This window comes from Synechococcus sp. NOUM97013 (assembly GCF_014279815.1).
In the GTDB taxonomy this organism is placed as follows: domain Bacteria; phylum Cyanobacteriota; class Cyanobacteriia; order PCC-6307; family Cyanobiaceae; genus Synechococcus_C.
The window spans coordinates 420,853-437,693 of sequence record NZ_CP047941.1 but is presented as its reverse complement, the minus strand read 5'-3'; the positions used below and the strand labels follow the sequence as shown (position 1 = coordinate 437,693).

Annotated in this window: 21 protein-coding genes and 1 tRNA gene; 19 read left to right on the top strand and 3 right to left on the bottom strand. The window is 60.5% G+C overall.

Annotation, left to right across the window (positions count from 1 at the left end; translation table 11 throughout):
• Positions 1–36 precede the first annotated feature (36 nt).
• The 12 genes from secY to prfA all read left to right on the top strand — a co-directional run bounded on the left by secY (position 37) and on the right by prfA (position 7,769).
• Positions 37–1,356, top strand: coding sequence for a preprotein translocase subunit SecY (secY, locus tag SynNOUM97013_RS02145; protein ID WP_186480588.1), 1,320 nt, complete (start codon positions 37–39; stop codon positions 1,354–1,356).
• A gap of 42 nt (positions 1,357–1,398) precedes the next feature.
• A complete protein-coding gene (locus SynNOUM97013_RS02140) occupies positions 1,399–1,950 on the top strand; it encodes an adenylate kinase (RefSeq protein WP_186480587.1) in 552 nt (183 codons plus the stop codon).
• A 46-nt stretch (positions 1,951–1,996) separates the two neighbouring features.
• Complete coding sequence (gene rpmJ, locus SynNOUM97013_RS02135) at positions 1,997–2,110, top strand: 50S ribosomal protein L36 (RefSeq protein ID WP_186470068.1); 114 nt, start codon at positions 1,997–1,999, stop codon at positions 2,108–2,110.
• A 74-nt stretch (positions 2,111–2,184) separates the two neighbouring features.
• A complete protein-coding gene (gene rpsM, locus SynNOUM97013_RS02130) occupies positions 2,185–2,550 on the top strand; it encodes a 30S ribosomal protein S13 (RefSeq protein WP_186470067.1) in 366 nt (121 codons plus the stop codon).
• 57 nt (positions 2,551–2,607) lie between these two features.
• On the top strand, positions 2,608–3,000 hold the full coding sequence (gene rpsK / locus SynNOUM97013_RS02125) for a 30S ribosomal protein S11 (RefSeq protein WP_007099867.1): 393 nt from the start codon (positions 2,608–2,610) through the stop codon (positions 2,998–3,000).
• Positions 3,001–3,044: 44 nt separating this feature from the next.
• On the top strand, positions 3,045–3,983 hold the full coding sequence (locus SynNOUM97013_RS02120; protein WP_186480586.1) for a DNA-directed RNA polymerase subunit alpha: 939 nt from the start codon (positions 3,045–3,047) through the stop codon (positions 3,981–3,983).
• 39 nt (positions 3,984–4,022) lie between these two features.
• Positions 4,023–4,373, top strand: coding sequence for a 50S ribosomal protein L17 (gene rplQ / locus SynNOUM97013_RS02115; protein ID WP_186480585.1), 351 nt, complete (start codon positions 4,023–4,025; stop codon positions 4,371–4,373).
• A gap of 44 nt (positions 4,374–4,417) precedes the next feature.
• Complete coding sequence (gene truA, locus SynNOUM97013_RS02110; RefSeq protein ID WP_186480584.1) at positions 4,418–5,287, top strand: tRNA pseudouridine(38-40) synthase TruA; 870 nt, start codon at positions 4,418–4,420, stop codon at positions 5,285–5,287.
• Positions 5,288–5,440: 153 nt separating this feature from the next.
• Positions 5,441–5,893 carry a 50S ribosomal protein L13 gene (gene rplM, locus SynNOUM97013_RS02105; protein ID WP_186470063.1) on the top strand — a complete coding sequence of 151 codons (453 nt, stop codon included), beginning with the start codon at positions 5,441–5,443 and terminating at the stop codon, positions 5,891–5,893.
• Positions 5,890–6,294, top strand: coding sequence for a 30S ribosomal protein S9 (rpsI, locus tag SynNOUM97013_RS02100; RefSeq protein ID WP_186480583.1), 405 nt, complete (start codon positions 5,890–5,892; stop codon positions 6,292–6,294). Before rplM ends, rpsI begins: the two co-directional genes overlap by 4 nt.
• Before the next feature lie 8 nt (positions 6,295–6,302).
• The gene (gene rpmE, locus SynNOUM97013_RS02095; protein WP_186480582.1) at positions 6,303–6,560 is read left to right on the top strand and encodes a 50S ribosomal protein L31; all 258 of its coding nucleotides are present in this window, start codon (positions 6,303–6,305) and stop codon (positions 6,558–6,560) included.
• Between the two features lie 111 nt (positions 6,561–6,671).
• Complete coding sequence (gene prfA, locus SynNOUM97013_RS02090) at positions 6,672–7,769, top strand: peptide chain release factor 1 (RefSeq protein WP_186480581.1); 1,098 nt, start codon at positions 6,672–6,674, stop codon at positions 7,767–7,769.
• Positions 7,770–7,780: 11 nt separating this feature from the next.
• Here prfA and SynNOUM97013_RS02085 read toward each other — a convergent pair whose 3' ends face one another.
• Positions 7,781–8,278, bottom strand: a complete 498-nt coding sequence (locus tag SynNOUM97013_RS02085; RefSeq protein ID WP_186480580.1) for an HNH endonuclease — start codon at positions 8,276–8,278, stop codon at positions 7,781–7,783.
• A 74-nt stretch (positions 8,279–8,352) separates the two neighbouring features.
• Here SynNOUM97013_RS02085 and alr point away from each other — a divergent pair, with 74 nt between their 5' ends.
• Together alr and SynNOUM97013_RS02075 are read left to right on the top strand one after the other, a co-directional pair.
• The gene (alr, locus tag SynNOUM97013_RS02080; protein WP_186480579.1) at positions 8,353–9,534 is read left to right on the top strand and encodes an alanine racemase; all 1,182 of its coding nucleotides are present in this window, start codon (positions 8,353–8,355) and stop codon (positions 9,532–9,534) included.
• Positions 9,535–9,568: 34 nt separating this feature from the next.
• Positions 9,569–9,657 (top strand) — tRNA-Ser (locus SynNOUM97013_RS02075).
• Positions 9,658–9,675: 18 nt separating this feature from the next.
• On the opposite strand, the gene SynNOUM97013_RS02070 is transcribed toward SynNOUM97013_RS02075, so the two are convergent.
• Positions 9,676–10,572: a serine hydrolase gene (locus SynNOUM97013_RS02070; RefSeq protein ID WP_186480578.1), complete on the bottom strand. Its 897-nt coding sequence runs from the start codon at positions 10,570–10,572 to the stop codon at positions 9,676–9,678.
• Positions 10,573–10,589: 17 nt separating this feature from the next.
• Between SynNOUM97013_RS02070 and SynNOUM97013_RS02065 the strand changes: the two genes are divergently transcribed.
• Positions 10,590–11,330 (top strand): C40 family peptidase, encoded by a 741-nt coding sequence (locus SynNOUM97013_RS02065; RefSeq protein ID WP_186480577.1) that lies wholly within the window; start codon positions 10,590–10,592, stop codon positions 11,328–11,330.
• 82 nt (positions 11,331–11,412) lie between these two features.
• The gene (locus SynNOUM97013_RS02060; RefSeq protein WP_186480576.1) at positions 11,413–12,375 is read left to right on the top strand and encodes a glycosyltransferase family 2 protein; all 963 of its coding nucleotides are present in this window, start codon (positions 11,413–11,415) and stop codon (positions 12,373–12,375) included.
• Here SynNOUM97013_RS02060 and SynNOUM97013_RS02055 read toward each other — a convergent pair.
• On the bottom strand, positions 12,333–12,827 hold the full coding sequence (locus SynNOUM97013_RS02055; protein ID WP_186480575.1) for a HEAT repeat domain-containing protein: 495 nt from the start codon (positions 12,825–12,827) through the stop codon (positions 12,333–12,335). The genes SynNOUM97013_RS02060 and SynNOUM97013_RS02055 overlap by 43 nt on opposite strands.
• A 114-nt stretch (positions 12,828–12,941) precedes the next feature.
• Between SynNOUM97013_RS02055 and SynNOUM97013_RS02050 the strand changes: the two genes are divergently transcribed.
• The 3 genes from SynNOUM97013_RS02050 to SynNOUM97013_RS02040 all read left to right on the top strand — a co-directional run bounded on the left by SynNOUM97013_RS02050 (position 12,942) and on the right by SynNOUM97013_RS02040 (position 16,838).
• Positions 12,942–13,058 (top strand): photosystem I reaction center subunit VIII, encoded by a 117-nt coding sequence (locus SynNOUM97013_RS02050; protein WP_186470955.1) that lies wholly within the window; start codon positions 12,942–12,944, stop codon positions 13,056–13,058.
• Positions 13,059–13,098: 40 nt separating this feature from the next.
• Positions 13,099–13,590 (top strand): photosystem I reaction center protein subunit XI, encoded by a 492-nt coding sequence (locus SynNOUM97013_RS02045; RefSeq protein ID WP_186480574.1) that lies wholly within the window; start codon positions 13,099–13,101, stop codon positions 13,588–13,590.
• A 110-nt stretch (positions 13,591–13,700) separates the two neighbouring features.
• Positions 13,701–16,838 carry an efflux RND transporter permease subunit gene (locus SynNOUM97013_RS02040; RefSeq protein WP_186480573.1) on the top strand — a complete coding sequence of 1,046 codons (3,138 nt, stop codon included), beginning with the start codon at positions 13,701–13,703 and terminating at the stop codon, positions 16,836–16,838.
• Positions 16,839–16,841: the final 3 nt, after the last annotated feature.

The window sequence follows — 16,841 nt, the reverse complement described above, 5'->3', positions numbered from 1 at the left end:
TGCTGCATCAAGCCCAACCCACACAATCTCTGTTCCATGCTCGTCAGTCGGGGACGCAACCCCAGCGCTGCTGAAGTGATCACCCAGCTGGTTCAGAACCCAGAGCTGCGAGGCCGGGTTCTCACCACGCTGGGGTTGCTGATGTTGATTCGTCTTGGCATCTACATCCCGATGCCGGGTATCGACCGCGTCGCCTTTCAGTCGTTCATCGAACAGGGTGGACAGCTGATCGGCTTCCTCGACATCTTCACCGGTGGCGGCATCTCAACGCTTGGCGTTTTCGCCCTCGGGATCCTGCCGTTCATCAATGCTTCGATCATCCTGCAGCTGCTGACTGCCTCGCTGCCGCAGCTGGAAGACCTTCAGAAGAATGAAGGTGAAGCGGGTCGACGCAAACTGGCCCAGATCACGCGCTATGTCGCGCTTGGCTGGGGTCTTATTCAGAGCATCATCTTCGCGATGATCCTGCGGCCTTACGCCATAGAAGGCCTATCTGAGGTGGTGTTTGTTGCCCAGACCGCCTTGGCGCTGGTGACGGGTTCCATGGTCGTGATGTGGCTCAGTGAAGTGATCACCGAGCGGGGAATTGGTCAGGGCGCGTCTCTGGTGATTTTCCTGAACATCGTTGCAACTCTGCCCAAAGCGCTTGGTTCAACCATCGAAAAGGCGCAGACGGGCGATCGGAACGACGTTTTCGGCATCGTGATCCTCGTGTTGGTGTTTCTAATCACCATCGTGGGAATCATTTTCGTGCAGGAGGGTCAGCGACGGTTACCGATCGTGAGCGCCAAGCGCCAGGTCGGGGGAGGCGCCGTTCTTCCCAATCGTCAGAGCTATCTGCCCCTCAAGTTGAACGCCGGCGGCGTGATGCCGATCATCTTCGCGTCAGCGCTGATTTTCTTGCCTCTCACCCTGGCCAATGTCAGTAACAACCCGTTCCTGATCAAAGCTGCCAGCGCCTTGAACCCCGGCGGCCCCAATGCCTGGATTTATGCCCTGGTGTTCTTTTCGCTGATTCTCGGCTTCTCCTATTTCTACGCTTCGCTGACGTTCAACCCAGTTGACGTGGCCAGCAATCTGAAGCGTGGAGGCGTTGCCATCCCGGGCGTACGCCCAGGTAGCGCAACCGCGACTTACCTGGAGGGCGTGAAAAACAGGCTCACCCTGCTCGGAGGTTTGTTCCTTGGGGCCGTGGCCATCATTCCCTCAGCGGTGGAACGCGCGACCGGCGTGACCACATTCCAGGGATTGGGTGCCACCTCACTGCTGATCCTCGTCGGTGTCGCGATCGACACGGCCAAGCAGGTTCAGACCTATGTGATCTCTCAGCGCTACGAAGGCCTTGTGCGCCAGTAGTTGCGAGGACCACAGACCTTTTTCGACCAGTCTCTGAATTCAATGAAGCAACGCCTCCTCTTCGTTGGCCCTCCTGGTGCCGGTAAAGGCACTCAGGCCGCCCGGCTCTGCGCCGCCCACGATCTCCGCCATCTCTCCACAGGCGACCTGCTGCGCGCTGAAGTGGCTGCCGGCAGCGAACTGGGCAAGGAAGCCGAAGCCGTGATGAATCGTGGCGAGCTGGTGAGCGACAGCCTGGTGCTGGCAATCGTGAAATCCCAGCTTTCAGCCCTCAATGGCCAGGGCTGGCTGCTGGATGGCTTCCCGCGCAATGTGGCCCAGGCCGAAGCGCTCGAACCCCTCCTGCTGGAGCTCAACCAGAGCATTGAAAGCGTGGTGTTGCTGGAACTCGACGATGCAGTGCTGATCGAACGTCTTCTGGGCCGTGGCCGTGCGGATGACAACGAAGCCGTGATCCGCAACCGGCTCGCGGTGTATCAGGAGCAAACAGCCCCGCTGATCGATTACTACCGCGAGAAAAACCTGCTGGTCTCAGTCGAAGCGCACGGAGGCGTCGAAGCGATCACCCAGCGCATCGAAGAGGTACTTGCTTGACCCGCTGTGGTACGTTAGCTGTTTGGAATTTTTGGAGAGCCACACCATGAAGGTGCGCGCCTCGGTCAAGAAAATGTGTGACAAGTGTCGGGTGATTCGTCGCCACGGCCGCGTCCTGGTCATTTGCGAAAACCCCAAGCACAAGCAGCGCCAGGGTTGACCCTGGACGACTGATTCTGATCGCCCCCCTCGCCGCCTTTCGGCGGCACCTGTTCCCCCTCGATTGTTAGCTCAGTGGCACGGATTGCTGGTGTCGACATTCCCCGCGACAAGCGGATCGAAGTCGCCCTCACCTACATCTACGGAATTGGTCCCACCAGGGCCAAAACCATCCTCTCCAAGACTGGTGTCAACCCAGACACTCGAGTCAAGGATCTCGAGGATGGCGATGTGCAGAAACTGCGCGGTGCCACCGAAGCCTTCACCATCGAAGGTGATCTGCGTCGCCAGGAGGGCATGGCTCTCAAGCGCTTGCAGGACATCGGTTGCCTGCGTGGACGTCGTCACCGCATGAGCCTGCCTGTGCGTGGTCAGCGGACTCGCACCAACGCCCGCACCCGCCGCGGCGCCCGCAAAACCGTGGCTGGCAAGAAGAAGTAAGCCTTCCGCGGCAGATCGGATCTTTCTGTTCCATAAGCCCTCTCTCACTGCAGGCCCATGGCCAAAACCGTCAAGAAATCAGGTCCCAAGAAGGCCAAGCGCAACGTCCCCAACGGCGTTGCCCACATCCAGAGCACCTTCAACAACACGATCGTGTCGATCACCGACACCACCGGAGAGGTCATCTCCTGGTCGTCGGCTGGTGCCAGTGGCTTCAAGGGTGCTCGCAAAGGCACACCCTTCGCCGCCCAAACCGCAGCTGAAGCGGCTGCTCGTCGCGCCCTCGAACAGGGCATGCGTCAGATCGAGGTGTTGGTGCGTGGACCTGGTTCAGGTCGCGAAACCGCCATCCGTGCCCTTCAGGTTGCAGGTCTTGAAATCACGCTGATCCGCGACGTCACTCCGCTGCCCCACAACGGCTGCCGCCGTTCCAAGCGTCGTCGCGTCTGATCAACGCGTCCCTGTTCAGGTCCCTCTCTCCCCCGCCTCAGACCGTGCTGCAATACCAGATCGACCGTATCGAGCATCAGATCGCTGACGATCGCTCCCAGACCGGTGTGTTTCTCATCGGCCCACTGGAGCGTGGTCAAGCCACGACGCTTGGCAATTCGCTGCGTCGGGTGCTGATGGGCAACCTCGAGGGCACAGCCGTAACGGCCGTGCGCATCGCTGGTGTCAATCACGAGTACGCCACCATTCCCGGCGTTCGGGAAGATGTGCTCGACATCCTGCTGAACTGCAAGCAGATCACGGTCAACAGTCGCACCAGCGAACTGGAAATCGGCCGTCTGGTGATTGCCGGGCCCGCAACGGTGAAAGCCAAGGATCTGCAGTTCTCCTCACAGGTTCAAGTTGTCGACGGAGAGCGGGTGATCGCCACCGTCAGCGAGGGTTACAGCCTCGAGCTTGAAGTGCACGTTGAGCGTGGCGTGGGCTATCGCCCTGTTGATCGCCACAGCGAAGACACCAGCGCCATCGATCTTCTCCAGATCGATGCGGTGTTCATGCCCGTCCACCGTGTGAATTTCACCATTGACGAAACCGCTGTCGCAGAAGGAGGCTCCGCCCGCGAGCGGCTGCGGATGGAGGTGGTGACCGATGGCTCCATCACACCCGATGACGCCATCGCCCAATCGGCCAATCAGCTGATTGAACTCTTCCAGCCCCTGGCCACTGTGACCATGGTGGAAGAGGTTCCCGCCGAACCGGAACCCACAGCAGAAGCCCAGATCCCTCTCGAGGAGCTGAATCTGTCGGTGCGTGCTTACAACTGCTTGAAGCGCGCACAGGTCAATTCAGTTTCCGATCTGATGGGCTTCAGCTACGAGGATCTGCTGGAAATCAAGAACTTCGGTTCCAAGTCTGCTGACGAAGTAATCGAGGCTCTCGAGCGCATCGGCATCCAGATCCCTCAGAGCCGCACCAGCGCCTGATCTCACTCCCGTCCTTACGTCTTCAGTCCCGACAGAACCATGCGTCACCAATGCCGAGTCCCGCAGCTGGGTCGCCCCGCTGACCAACGCAAAGCCATGTTGCGTGGCCTGACCACGCAGCTGATCCGCGAAGGTCGCGTCACCACCACCAAGGCACGTGCCAAGGCTCTGCGTGATGAAGCAGAACGGATGATCACGCTTGCCAAGGAAGGCAGCCTCTCCTCCCGTCGCCGGGTTCTGGGCTACGTCTACGACAAACAGCTGGTGCACGCTCTGTTTGAAAAGGCTCCTGAGCGTTACAGCGATCGCAAGGGCGGCTACACCCGGATCACTCGCACGGTTCGTCGCCGTGGTGACAACGCCGAGATGGCCATCATCGAATTGGTCTGAGACTGTCTGGCATCAGCATTTCAAAGCGCTCCGAAACTGACTCCTTGACTGAACCTGTCGGCAATCGTCCACGACGGATTGCCCTCAGCCTTCAGTACGAGGGGTCTTTTTTTTGCGGTTGGCAACGGCAGCGTCAGGGCACCAGCGTTCAAGGCGTGCTGGACGACGCCATTGCAGCCCTCGATCCTCATCGGCCGGTGCACAGCGTCGCCGCCGGACGCACCGATTCCGGCGTTCATGCCGCTGGCCAGGTGGTGCATTTCGATTGCAGTGGCCCCATCCCCGCCAGCCGCTGGGCACCTGCACTGAACGGGCGACTGCCTGGTTCGATCCGGGTGCGTGAAGCTGTCGAGCGCCCGCTCGACTGGCATGCCTGCTATTCCGCGAGCTACAGGCGCTATCGCTACACCATCTACAACGGTCGCCGCCCCAACCTGTTTCTTGCACCGTGGAGCTGGCATCGCTATCAGGCCCGCCTCGATGAACAGGTGATGCAGCAGGCACTACAAGGCCTTCTTGGCAGCCATGACTTCGCAGCGTTCCAGCGAGCCGGCAGTCGAAGGTCGCACTCCCGAACCACGATTCAGGACGTGTGCATCCAGCGTGCGGGAGATCTGATTCACGTCGAGATCCAGGCCAGTGGGTTCCTCTACGGCATGGTTCGCTTGCTGATGGGCCAACTGGTCGCTGTGGGAGAACACCGACTGACCCTGCAACACTTTGAGCAACGCTGGCGGGAACGGCGCCGCCATGAAGTGAAGGATGGAGCACCACCCCAAGGTCTGTGCCTGCTGCGCGCTGGGTACCCCGAGGAGATCTTCAGCAAGGGCGGCTGGTACGATTGTCAACCGACGTTTTTTCTGGCCTCGGAAGATCCGCCCCCGGATCCACCACCCTGGCCACACCAAGCCTGACCGGTCGGTTCCTCCTTGCTTGATCAAGGGGTGCACCACGGACAGGTAAAGTCGATCTTTGAGCTCTGGTCAGAACGCCACGGCGTCACTGATGCTCCCTGCCCAGCTTCGTCGTCATGCGACGGGGCATAACCGAACCGGCATGCCGGCGCGATGAACAAGACCTCCGTCCCTTCCATCGATTCGATCGAACGCCAGTGGTACCTGGTGGACGCTGAGAATCAAACCCTCGGCCGCCTGGCGACCGAAGTGGCTTCCGTGCTTCGCGGCAAGAACAAAGCCAGCTACACCCCCCACCTGGACACCGGCGATTTCGTCGTTGTCGTGAATGCCGACAAGGTGCGTGTCAGTGGCAACAAGTCACAGCAGAAGCTGTATCGGCGTCACTCCGGTCGTCCCGGTGGCATGAAGGTCGAGACCTTCGCCCACCTCCAGGAGCGACTGCCCGAGCGCATCGTGGAGAAAGCCATCAAAGGCATGCTTCCCCACAACGCACTGGGACGCCAGATGTTCCGCAAGCTCAAGGTGTACAAGGGTGCAGAGCATCCCCACGCCGCCCAGCAGCCCCAGCCCCTGCAGCTCGATCCCGCCGCTTCTGCCCAATGAGCACTTCCAACTCCGTCGTCTACTGGGGCACCGGTCGCCGCAAGACCTCCGTTGCCCGCGTTCGCCTCGTCCCCGGCAACGGCACGATCACCATCAATGGTCGTCCTGGCGACAACTACCTGAACTACAACCCTGCATACATCGCAGCCGTCAAGGCTCCGCTGCAGACCCTGGGTCTCACCGCTGAATACGACGTTCTGGTGAACGTTCGTGGTGGTGGACTGACCGGCCAGGCTGACGCCATCAAGCAAGGTGCCGCCCGTGCACTGTGCGAGCTGTCCGCTGACAACCGCAAGCCCTTGAAGACTGAAGGCCACCTCAGCCGTGACCCCAGGGCGAAGGAACGTCGCAAGTACGGCCTCAAGAAAGCTCGCAAGGCTCCCCAGTTCTCCAAGCGCTGATCTCTGTCATGCCCAAGTCCGACATTCATCCCACCTGGTATCCCGATGCCAAGGTGATTTGCAACGGGGAAGTGGTGATGACCACTGGCTCCACCCAACCCGAAATCCACGTCGATGTGTGGAGCGGCAACCATCCGTTCTTTACCGGCACCCAGAAAATTCTGGATACCGAAGGTCGTGTGGATCGTTTCATGCGCAAATACGGGATGGGCAGCACCAGCGCCACATCCGACGACAAGGCCAGCGACGCCAAGGCCGATTCCTGAACTTCAGGCCATTGATCCAGAACCCCGGAAGCAGAACTCGCTCTGCTTTCGGGGCTTTTTTCTGTTTGATCTCTCCTGTCCGTTCCCGCTCAAGTCAGTGCACCCGTGGCGATGGATCCTTCAACCCTGAACAGTCGCCTCGACGCGGCCACCAGCAGTTTCCACAACCTGGAACGTCAGCTCGCTGACCCTGATGTGGCAGCAGATCCTGAACGTCTGCAGACGATCGCCAAGGAGCGTTCACGGTTGGAACCTCTGGTGCTGGACTACGCAGCTCTGAAGACCGTGATTCACGAACGAGACCAGGCGCGTTCAATGCTCCGCGACAGCCGCGGAGATTCGGAGATGGAGGAGCTGGCTCAGCAGGAGCTGGAGGCACTGGATGCACGCCACGACGCCTTGATTCAACAATTGACAGTGGCATTGCTGCCACGGGATCCTCGTGATGAACGCAGCGTCATGCTCGAAATCCGAGCTGGTGCCGGTGGCGATGAAGCCTGTCTTTGGGCGGGAGATCTGGCACGGATGTATGAGCGGTTCAGCAGCCGTCGAGGCTGGAGCGTGCAACCGGTCAGCGCCAGCGAAGCAGACCTGGGGGGCTATCGAGAGCTGATTCTGTCCGTGAAGGGTGACGCCGTCTTCAGCGAACTGAAATTCGAAGCCGGTGTGCACCGGGTGCAACGGGTTCCCGCGACAGAGTCTCAGGGACGTGTGCACACCTCGACGGCAACCGTGGCCGTGATGCCGGAAGCGGATCCTGTGGAAGTCCAGATTGATCCCGGTGACCTGGACATCAGCACAGCCCGCTCAGGTGGTGCCGGAGGACAAAACGTGAACAAGGTGGAAACCGCCGTTGACTTGCTGCACAAGCCAACCGGCATCCGGGTGTTCTGCACCCAGGAACGGTCACAGTTGCAGAACCGGGAACGGGCCATGGAGATCCTCCGGGCCAAGCTTTATGAGCGACAGCTGGCTGAAGCCAATGAACGTGAGAGTTCAGCCCGTCGTGCCCAGGTTGGCACTGGAGATCGCAGCGAAAAAATCCGCACATACAACGCCAAAGACAACCGCGTCACCGACCATCGACTGGGTCGCAATTTCAGTCTTGATCCAGTGCTTCAAGGACAGATGGAGGATGTGATTGATGCCTGCGTCGCGGAAGAACAACGCAGCAAACTGGAAGCACTGAGCGAACAGTCCGACGACTGACATCGCGGCCATCAGGCACCGATGACATATTTCGCCCACTCACGGTGCCGACCCGAATCAATCTGACGAACCGCCTCGAAACTCAGACTGCTCAATGGGCGCCGAGGGGCCCGCTGCAACGGCATCTCTGCTTCATCAGGCGTTCGACTGCCCTTGCGAACATTGCAACTGGTACAGGCGGTAGTCACGTTCTCCCAAATGTCTTGGCCACCCCGACTGCGTGGAATGACATGGTCGATCGAGAGCTGCTCACGACTGCCGCAGTACTGACAGGTGTGATTGTCCCGCTGGAAGAGGTTGCGGCGAGTGAGGGGAATGCGACGAAATGGCACCCGCACGAACTGACGCAGACGGATGACCGTAGGGACGTGCAGGTCGGAACGCACCAGTCGCTGTGAATCGTGTTCAAGGCTTTCAGCCTTGCCTTTGATCATCATCACGACAGCACGCCGCCACGTGGTGATGTTCAGCGGCTCATAGGACGCATTGAGGACAAGAACCTGGCCCATGCCAGCCCTCTGGTTTCACGGCATGCTAATGGGGTCACAGAGGCAGCTTTGTGACCTTCACTACCCTGGCTCGCATGCCTGATTTGTCCGCCGAGCCCAACAGCGCTTCAGGTCCTGAAAGCGTTGTTGGAGCTGATCCGCGCCAGCGCGCCTGGATGGAGGTATCAGCCGCGGCCGTGGAAGCCAATGCACGGGCCATCAAACGCTTGCTGGCCGATGACTGCGCTCTCATGGCAGTGGTCAAGGCCGATGGCTATGGCCATGGGGCTGAAACCGTGGCCCGCGCTGCCATTTGCGGGGGAGCCAGCAGTCTCGGCGTCGCCACCCTGCAGGAAGGCATCGAACTGCGCCGAGCGGGACTGGAACTGCCTGTGCTGGTGCTTGGCAACCTGACCCAGGCAGAGGAGCTGCGCGCCTGTCTGCACTGGCAACTGATGCCGACATTGAGCAGCATGCGCGAAGCCCTGCTTTGTCAGAACCTCGCCAGCGGCAGCGGTCGCCGCTTCACAGTGCAGCTCAAGATCGACACGGGCATGACCCGTCTTGGCTGCAACTGGGAGGACGGTGAACGCCTGACCGACGCCATCCTTCAGCTCGACCAATTGCACCTACGTGCGGTCTACAGCCATCTAGCACTGGCTGATGGGGAACTGGACGGCGATGCCGAGCGCATCACCCGCATGCAAAACGAGCGATTTGAAGCGGTCACGCGTGCCCATCGAGCCCACGGCCTGGAACGCCATCTCGCCAACTCAGCCGGAACGCTCCGCCATGCCTCGCTGCATCACGATCAGGTGCGGGTCGGCCTGGCCCTCTATGGCCACGCGCCCAGTGCCCACCTGGAGCAGAGCTTGGATCTGCAGCCCGCTATGGCGGTCAAAGCACGCGTGAGCCTGATCCGGGAGGTGGATGCCGGCGTTGGCGTGAGTTACGGCCACCGCTTCATCACCGATCGCCCCAGTCGACTCGCAGTGATTGGGATTGGCTACGCCGATGGCGTCAGCCGTTGTTTGTCAGGGCGCATTCATGCCTTGCACCGCGGTCGCAGCCTGGCTCAGGTGGGTTCGATCACCATGGATCAGCTGGTGCTGGATGTCACCGATCATCCGGATGTCGAGGTCGGGGACGTCATCACACTTCTGGGGCAAGACGGTCAAGAGGTGATTCGCCCACAGGATTGGGCGGAGCTGGCACAGTCGATCCCCTGGGAGGTGCTGTGCGGCTTCAAACATCGCCTGCCGCGACTGGTGGTCTGATCGGACGACAGCTTGATATGGTGGTCGGGCCGCTGGAGAGGTGGCTGAGTGGTTGAAAGCGGCTCCCTGCTAAGGAGTTACAGGAGGCAACTTCTGTCGAGGGTTCGAATCCCTCCCTCTCCGTTGAATTGAACACAAGCCCTAAACGGCCTGATAAGCAGCAACTGCCTTGGCGATTTCGGGCAGCAACGCTTCATCTGCTGCTTGTTTGCTGCCTTCAGAGAACACGATCAAAAGCGTTGGCGGTTGATCCTCCACCACCCACCAGGCCGCATCATGCCTGGCCTGACTCATCCAGCCGGCCTTGCTCCAGAGGAGAGACTCCAACGGCAGACCACCTCCGAGAAATCCATCCACCTGATTCTCAGGATCCGCGGCGCGTGCGGTGAAATCCAGGGAACGCAGCAGACGATCACGCAAGCGCTGGCAAGCGGGGGGTGACAGCACCGCATCGGTCATCACCGCCTCGAGCATGCGTCCGACCGCGGCTGTACAGAGTGCATTGCGATTGCTGTTGTCATCCCGGTAGAACGCTTTCTCACGGCCATAGGGACCATCTCCCCAGGTTTTCTGACAACAGTTGATGTGCTCCAGCTCAGGCCAGCCGAAGGTTTGCAGCCAGTCATTCACGACGAGGCGTTGCTGTTCCCATTGCTCTCGAAACGGCGAGCGCAGCGTCGGACCGCTGGTGGTACCGCTGAGCAGATCGACAATGAGCCCGGTGGCGTCATTGCTCGAATCAGCGAGCATGTCGAGCAGCGCGCGGCGAAGCTCCTCGCTGTCGGGAATGAGATCTCGCTGCAGCCAATGCTCCGCGGCAACCGCGTAGATCAACTTGACAACACTGGCGGGATAACGCTGTTTTTGATCAGCCCATCCAGCACCCAACCCACTGCCACTGGTGGGGGAAGAGTCGTCGTAACGGACCCAGGTGACAGAGATCTGGTCATGAAGGCCGGGACGGCCATCATCCGCCAACCGATCGATCAACCCAGCGAGATGACCCTGCATCCCCTGCTCGGGGCGGTAGAACGCCATGGCAATGGCTTGTGGCAATGCCGACCCTAGGCACCCCGATCGCACCGGACCTCATCCGCGCCGGCAGCTGCTGGAGTCTGGGTCGTGACCTCAATGGTTACGCCCAAAACCATGGAGAAGGCCTGGCCACCCAGGCAGCAGCAGGTCGGCGTTGCGAGGTGATCGAACCCTTACAGCCCGACGCACACAACCGGATGCGCGTGGTGCTGATGGAGGACGGATATCCCTGTTGGCTGTCCCTCAGCGAGCTGGATGGACAGGCCGTTGCCTGCTCTGCCTGGGACCCCCATCTGCTCAGCGCCGATGCCATCCAGGCTCGCCTTGGCGACGTTCTCGCCTGGCTGGACAGGGCCTCGAAGCGCCGCAACACCTATCTCTGGGGAGGGACGATCGGTCCTGATCTCGACTGTTCCGGCCTGGTTCAGACCGCATTTGCCAGCGCCGGGATCTGGCTTCCTCGTGATGCTTACCAACAGGAACGGTTCTGCCATCCGGTGGCTGTGAGCCCTGAGGATCCAACCCAGCTGCAACCGGGTGATCTGATTTTCTTCGGCCAGCCGGAGCGCTGCACCCATGTGGGGATCCATCTGGGAGATGGTCGATACATGCACAGCTCTGGCCGTGACCATGGCCGCAACGGCATTGGCATCGACAGCCTTGACCCTGCTGATGGTCATCCTGTGGCCAGCCACTACCGAGCGGAACTGCGCGGTGCGGGGCGGGTCACCCGCTGCCATGACGGGAGCACCTTGCCCTGAGAAATGGACAGGACGCAAAGCTCGGGCCTGCAGGTGTGTTCGCTGACGCCGATTAAGTTGCTCTGAAATCGATCGGATCTCGATGACGGCTGGGCTGGACCTTTCGGTCGTGGTTCCCCTCTACAACGAGGAGGAAAGCCTGCCGGAGCTGGTGGAGCAGCTCCTGACAGCGCTTCGACCGACCGGTGAGCGCTTTGAGCTAGTGCTCGTCAACGACGGGTCGACCGATGGAACATCCGACGTGCTGGAGCGCATCAGTGCCGAGGTTCCCGAGCTGGTGGGCGTCTTGCTACGGAAGAACTACGGCCAAACCGCGGCCATGGCCGCTGGTTTCGATGTGGCCCAGGGGCAGGTGATCGTGAGTCTGGATGGTGACCTTCAAAACGATCCCGCCGACATTCCACTCCTGCTGAACAAGCTGCGTGAGGGCTACGACCTCGTAAGTGGCTGGCGCTTCGATCGCCAGGATGCGGAACTCCAACGCAAACTCCCTTCACGGCTGGCCAACAAACTGATCGGCCGCGTCACCGGCGTGCGGCTCCACGATTACGGCTGCTCGCTGAAGGCCTATGACCGTGACGTGCTCTCCGACATGCGCCTCTATGGGGAACTGCATCGTTTCCTCCCCGCACTGGCCTTCATCGAAGGGGCTCGCATCACCGAGGTGAAGGTGAATCACCGCGCCCGACAGTACGGAACCAGCAAATACGGCATTGACCGCACCTTCCGCGTGCTCATGGACCTGCTCACGGTGTGGTTTATGAAACGCTTCCTCACCCGGCCCATGTACGTGTTCGGATTCGGGGGACTGATTGCCATTGCCACCAGTCTTGTCGCCAGCTCGTACCTCCTGGTGATCAAGCTGATGGGAGCCGACATCGGCAACCGTCCTTTGCTGACGATGGCCGTGGTGCTGGGCTTGGCGGGCATCCAGTTGTTCTGCTTTGGCCTATTAGCGGAGCTCCTGATTCGCACTTATCACGAAAGCCAGGGGCGGCCGATCTACCGCATCCGCGCCACGTTGCGGGGCGGGCGAGCCGCCTGAATTGCAGGCAACTTGGTGGCTCCACGGTGTCGCGCAATCGCCGCCGCAGCGGCTTCGACCACACGGCTGTCCGCATCACGCAAACCACGGCGCAAGAGCGGCAGGACATTCCCATGCCCCCAGGCACCGGCTGTGACGATGGCATCAAGTCTGAGCAGGGGATCGCCTTGATCCATTGCCTGACGCAACTGACGTTCCAAAGCGATGCGCTCCGAGACTCCGGCGGGAGGCTCGAACTGAACAGCTGCAATTTTGACCTTGCCAGGTTCGGCTGGGGACGTGCCGTCCGCCTTGGTCAGCACGGTTTCAACCACACCCAGCTGTGCCCGATTGATCGCCGCCACGGACGCTGCATCCGTGCTGCGCAGCAGAACTTTTCCAGGCCGACGGCCCAGGGCCCAAAGCACAGCCATCAGCACGAGTGCGGCACCACCTGCAAGGAGCTGATTCATGGGCACTGAACGGCAAAGGCCGGATGGATTGAACTTTTATGTCGCCGATCAGCCTGGTCTGAGACCAGCAGAAAGGCAGTCCCTACAGTAACGGCGGACCTTTTGGCCGCTGCCATGACTGGAGAATTTGCAGCCGCATGGCTGCCGGTGATCTTTGTGCCGATCATCGGAATTGTTTTTCCCGCAGTATTCATCGTTCTCGTTGGACGTGTGATTACAGCAGCTGAGTGATCGCTGGCTGCAAACCCTTCAACCTCGGCTTTTTCATCCAATGACCGTCACTCCAGCGTCTGATCCCTGTGTTGGGAACCTGGCGACACCCGTCAACAGTGGCTATTTCATTAAGGCGCTGATCAACAACCTGCCCCTCTATCGGCCAGGGATCTCCGCCAACTTCCGTGGAATCGAAACCGGAGCTGCGTTCGGCTACCTGCTCTACGGCCCCTTCACGATCTGCGGCCCCCTTCGCAACACCGAATACGCCCAGACAGCAGGTCTGCTGGCTGCCATCGGTGCTGTGCACATCCTGACCCTGCTGTTCCTGCTCTACAACCAGCCGGGTGCCCAGCCGAACGTTCCGCCTTCCGACCCCACCGTCGAGAATCCTCCCGCTGATCTGTTCACTCGGATGGGCTGGGCTGATTTCACCAGTGGTTTCTGGCTCGGCGGCTGTGGTGGTGCTGTGTTCGCCTGGTTCCTCTGCAACACCGTCCACGTTCAGGACCTGTTCAAGATTGCTGCTGGCGTCTGGAGCGTCGGTTGATTACCGGGAACTGTTTTTAAACCCAATTCCCATTCCATCCCCTTCAACCATCGGCGATTGTTGGAGGGGATCTTTATTGTCTGACTGCCACTGCGTTTGAGATCGAAGCAGTGCGGTCCATCTCCCAGCCATTCCTGAGACGGCCCGTCTTCACGATCGTCTGCAGCCTGTTGGTGCTCCTCGCCGGTGTGGTGTCCCTGATAGGGCTAGGCCTCGAGGATCTTCCGCCACTGGCTCCGACACGCGTGAGTGTGCGCGCCAATTTTCCGGCGGCTGGGGCTGAGGTGGTGGAGCAGAGCGTCACCACCGTGCTGGAACAGCAGCTCAACGGTCTCGATGGGCTGGAGAGCATGACCTCCAGAAGCCGACAAGGAGGCGCCAGCCTCAGTTTGCGGTTTGCGTCCGGGGACCCCGAGCTCAACGCCATCAAGGTGCAGAACGAGGTGAACCTCGCCAGTCGCCGTCTGCCCCAGGCCGTCACGCGTCAGGGGCTGACCGTGAGCCAATCCAGCAACGATCTGCTGTTGATCCTTGGCTTCAGCGCCCCGGCCGGGATGTATGAGCCAATCTTTCTCGGTGGCTGGCTGGATCAAAGCCTGAGCGAAAGCCTGCGCTCCGCATCTGGAGTTGGGGATGTCCGGGTGTTCGGCAGCAGCGAACTGGCGTTCCGTCTCTGGCTGGATCCCAACCGACTGGAGCAGTTCAACCTTTCCACCAACGACATCAGTGCCGCATTGGCAGAACAGAACGTTCTGGCGGCAGTCGGCAACCTCGGCAAAGCTCCGGCCCCCGGCGGTCAGTTGTTCAGCCTGCCCGTGGATGCAGAAGGGCGCCTGCGCAGCATTCGCGACTTCGAAGACATGGTCGTGCAGCGAACAGAGAGTGGAGGGCTGGTGCGGCTAAAGGATGTTGGTCGTGTGGAGCTTGGACAGCGCAACTACGGCAGCAGAGCCCTGAACCTGCAGGGAGAGAGCTCGGTCGCCATGGGCATCTATCAACGTGACGGGACCAACGCTCTTGCGGTGAGCCGGGCGGTCAGGGATGAGCTGGAGCGACTGGAAAGCAGCTTCCCACCGGGGCTGACGATGCAAGTGATTGTTGATGTGGCGGACACCGTCCAGGCCAACCTCGATCGCACCACCGCAACGCTTCGCGATTCGGTGGTGCTGGTGCTCGTCGTGCTTGTGCTGTTTCTGGGGCGTTGGCGACTGGCAATGATTCCTGGTCTCAGCGTGCCTGTCGCCTTGATCGGCAGTCTTGCCGTCGTTCGGCTGAGCGGTTCCAATTTGAACAGCCTGATCCTGTTCGGCCTCGTGTTGGCCACGGGCATCGTGGTGGACGACGCGATTGTGGTGAGTGAAGACATCGCTGGCCGCATTGAAGCCGGCGACGAACCACAAGGGGCCGCTGAAGATGCCATGGCTGAGCTCGGTGGCGCCGTGCTCGCCACCTCACTGGTGTTGGCAGCCGTGTTCCTGCCGGTCTTGCTGATCCCAGGATCCATCGGCCGTCTCTATCAACCGATCGCTCTTGCCATTTGCGGCGCGATTCTGTTCTCCACCTTCAATGCCCTCACCTTCACGCCCATGGCCTGCGCGCGTGTGCTTGGGCCTGGAGGCGGACGGTTGCCGGGACCGGTGCAGACACTCAGTCGCGGACTGCGCCGTGGAATGACTCAGGTCCAGCAGACCTACAGCCGTCTACTCGCGGTGTGGCTCCCACGCGGTCGCCTGGTGATCGCCCTATTGCTATCTGGTTTGGTCATCACAGGGATTGGCCTGGCCACCATTCCCACAGCCTTCATTCCCAATGAAGACCAAGGGCAGGTGCGTGGCTATTTCACTCTTCAGGACGGGGCCAGCCTGGAGCGCACCGAAGCGGTGATGGAGCGCATTCGGTCAGTTGTCGCGGAGGAACCGCTGGTGCGCAGCGGCAACTTTTATGCAGGAAGCTCCTTCGGACAGAGCGGAGAGAATGCCGGTTCCTTTTATCTGCGTCTGGCACCGCTCAAGGACAGACCGGGACGCGAGAACAGCAGCGAAGCCATAAAAAAACGGCTGAACCGTGCGTTGCGTCAGCGCATCAGTGATGCACGGGTGATCGTGACCACACCCCCCACCGTGCGGGGATTCAGCAGTGAGTCGGGTCTGCAACTGGAGTTGCTCGACCGAAGCGGTGGCCAACTGAGCCTGCAAGCCTTTGAAGAACAGGCCCAGCAGTTCATTCAGGCCGCTGAAGCCACTGGCAGCTTCCAACGGGTCAGCACCCGTTTCGATGCCAGTTCACCACGATGGCGCCTGGAGATTGACCGCAGTTTGATGGCTTCACTGGACTTACCAGTCGGAGCAACGCTGAGGGACATCGGCACCGCCATCGGCGGTCGCTACATCGACGACACCTTTGAAGGCGGAGAAATCCGCAGCATCTACATCCAGCTGGAGGGAAGGGATCGCAGCACGCCCAATGATCTGACCAGTCTGATGGTGCGCAACCGCAGCGGTGAACTGGTCTCAGTCGCAAACGTGGCACGCCTGATCCGTGACACCGGAGCCAACACGATCAACCATTTCAATCAAAATCGCTCGATCAGCATCACGGCTGTACCGAAGGAGAACATCAGCAGCGGCCAGGCGATCGATTTACTCGAAGCACTGAGCGAAAGCACCGGCGGAAACAATCTGGCCCTGGCCTTCACGGGCCTAGCCAGAGAGGAGACCCGCGCGGAGTCAGTGTCCTGGGTGCTGTTCGCCCTCGGCCTCACGGTGGTGTACTTGCTGCTCGCAGGCCTCTACGAAAGTTTTGTTGATCCAATGATCATTCTGCTCACTGTGCCGATGGCACTCCTGGGTGCTCTGATCGGTCTGAAGTTGCGTGGTCTCAGCCTCGATGTCTACGCCCAAATGGGTCTGCTGGTACTCGTCAGCCTGGCGGCGAAAAACGGAATCCTGATCGTGGAGTTTGCCAATCAACGCCTCCAGCAGGGCATTGGTCTGCTCGAAGCCATTGAAGGCGCCGCCATCAACAGGATGCGGCCGATCCTGCTCACCGCCGTGACCTCCCTCGCAGGGTTTCTACCACTGCTGCTCGCCACAGGCAGCGGATCAGCGAGCCGGATCAGCATCGGCACTGTGGTGTTCAGCGGTTTGCTGGCATCCACCCTGCTGTCGCTCTTTGTGGTGCCGTCCATTTACTTCTCTATCAAACGCTGGCGTGGTGTGGCACCTGCAACACCAGAGCTGGATGGTTGAACC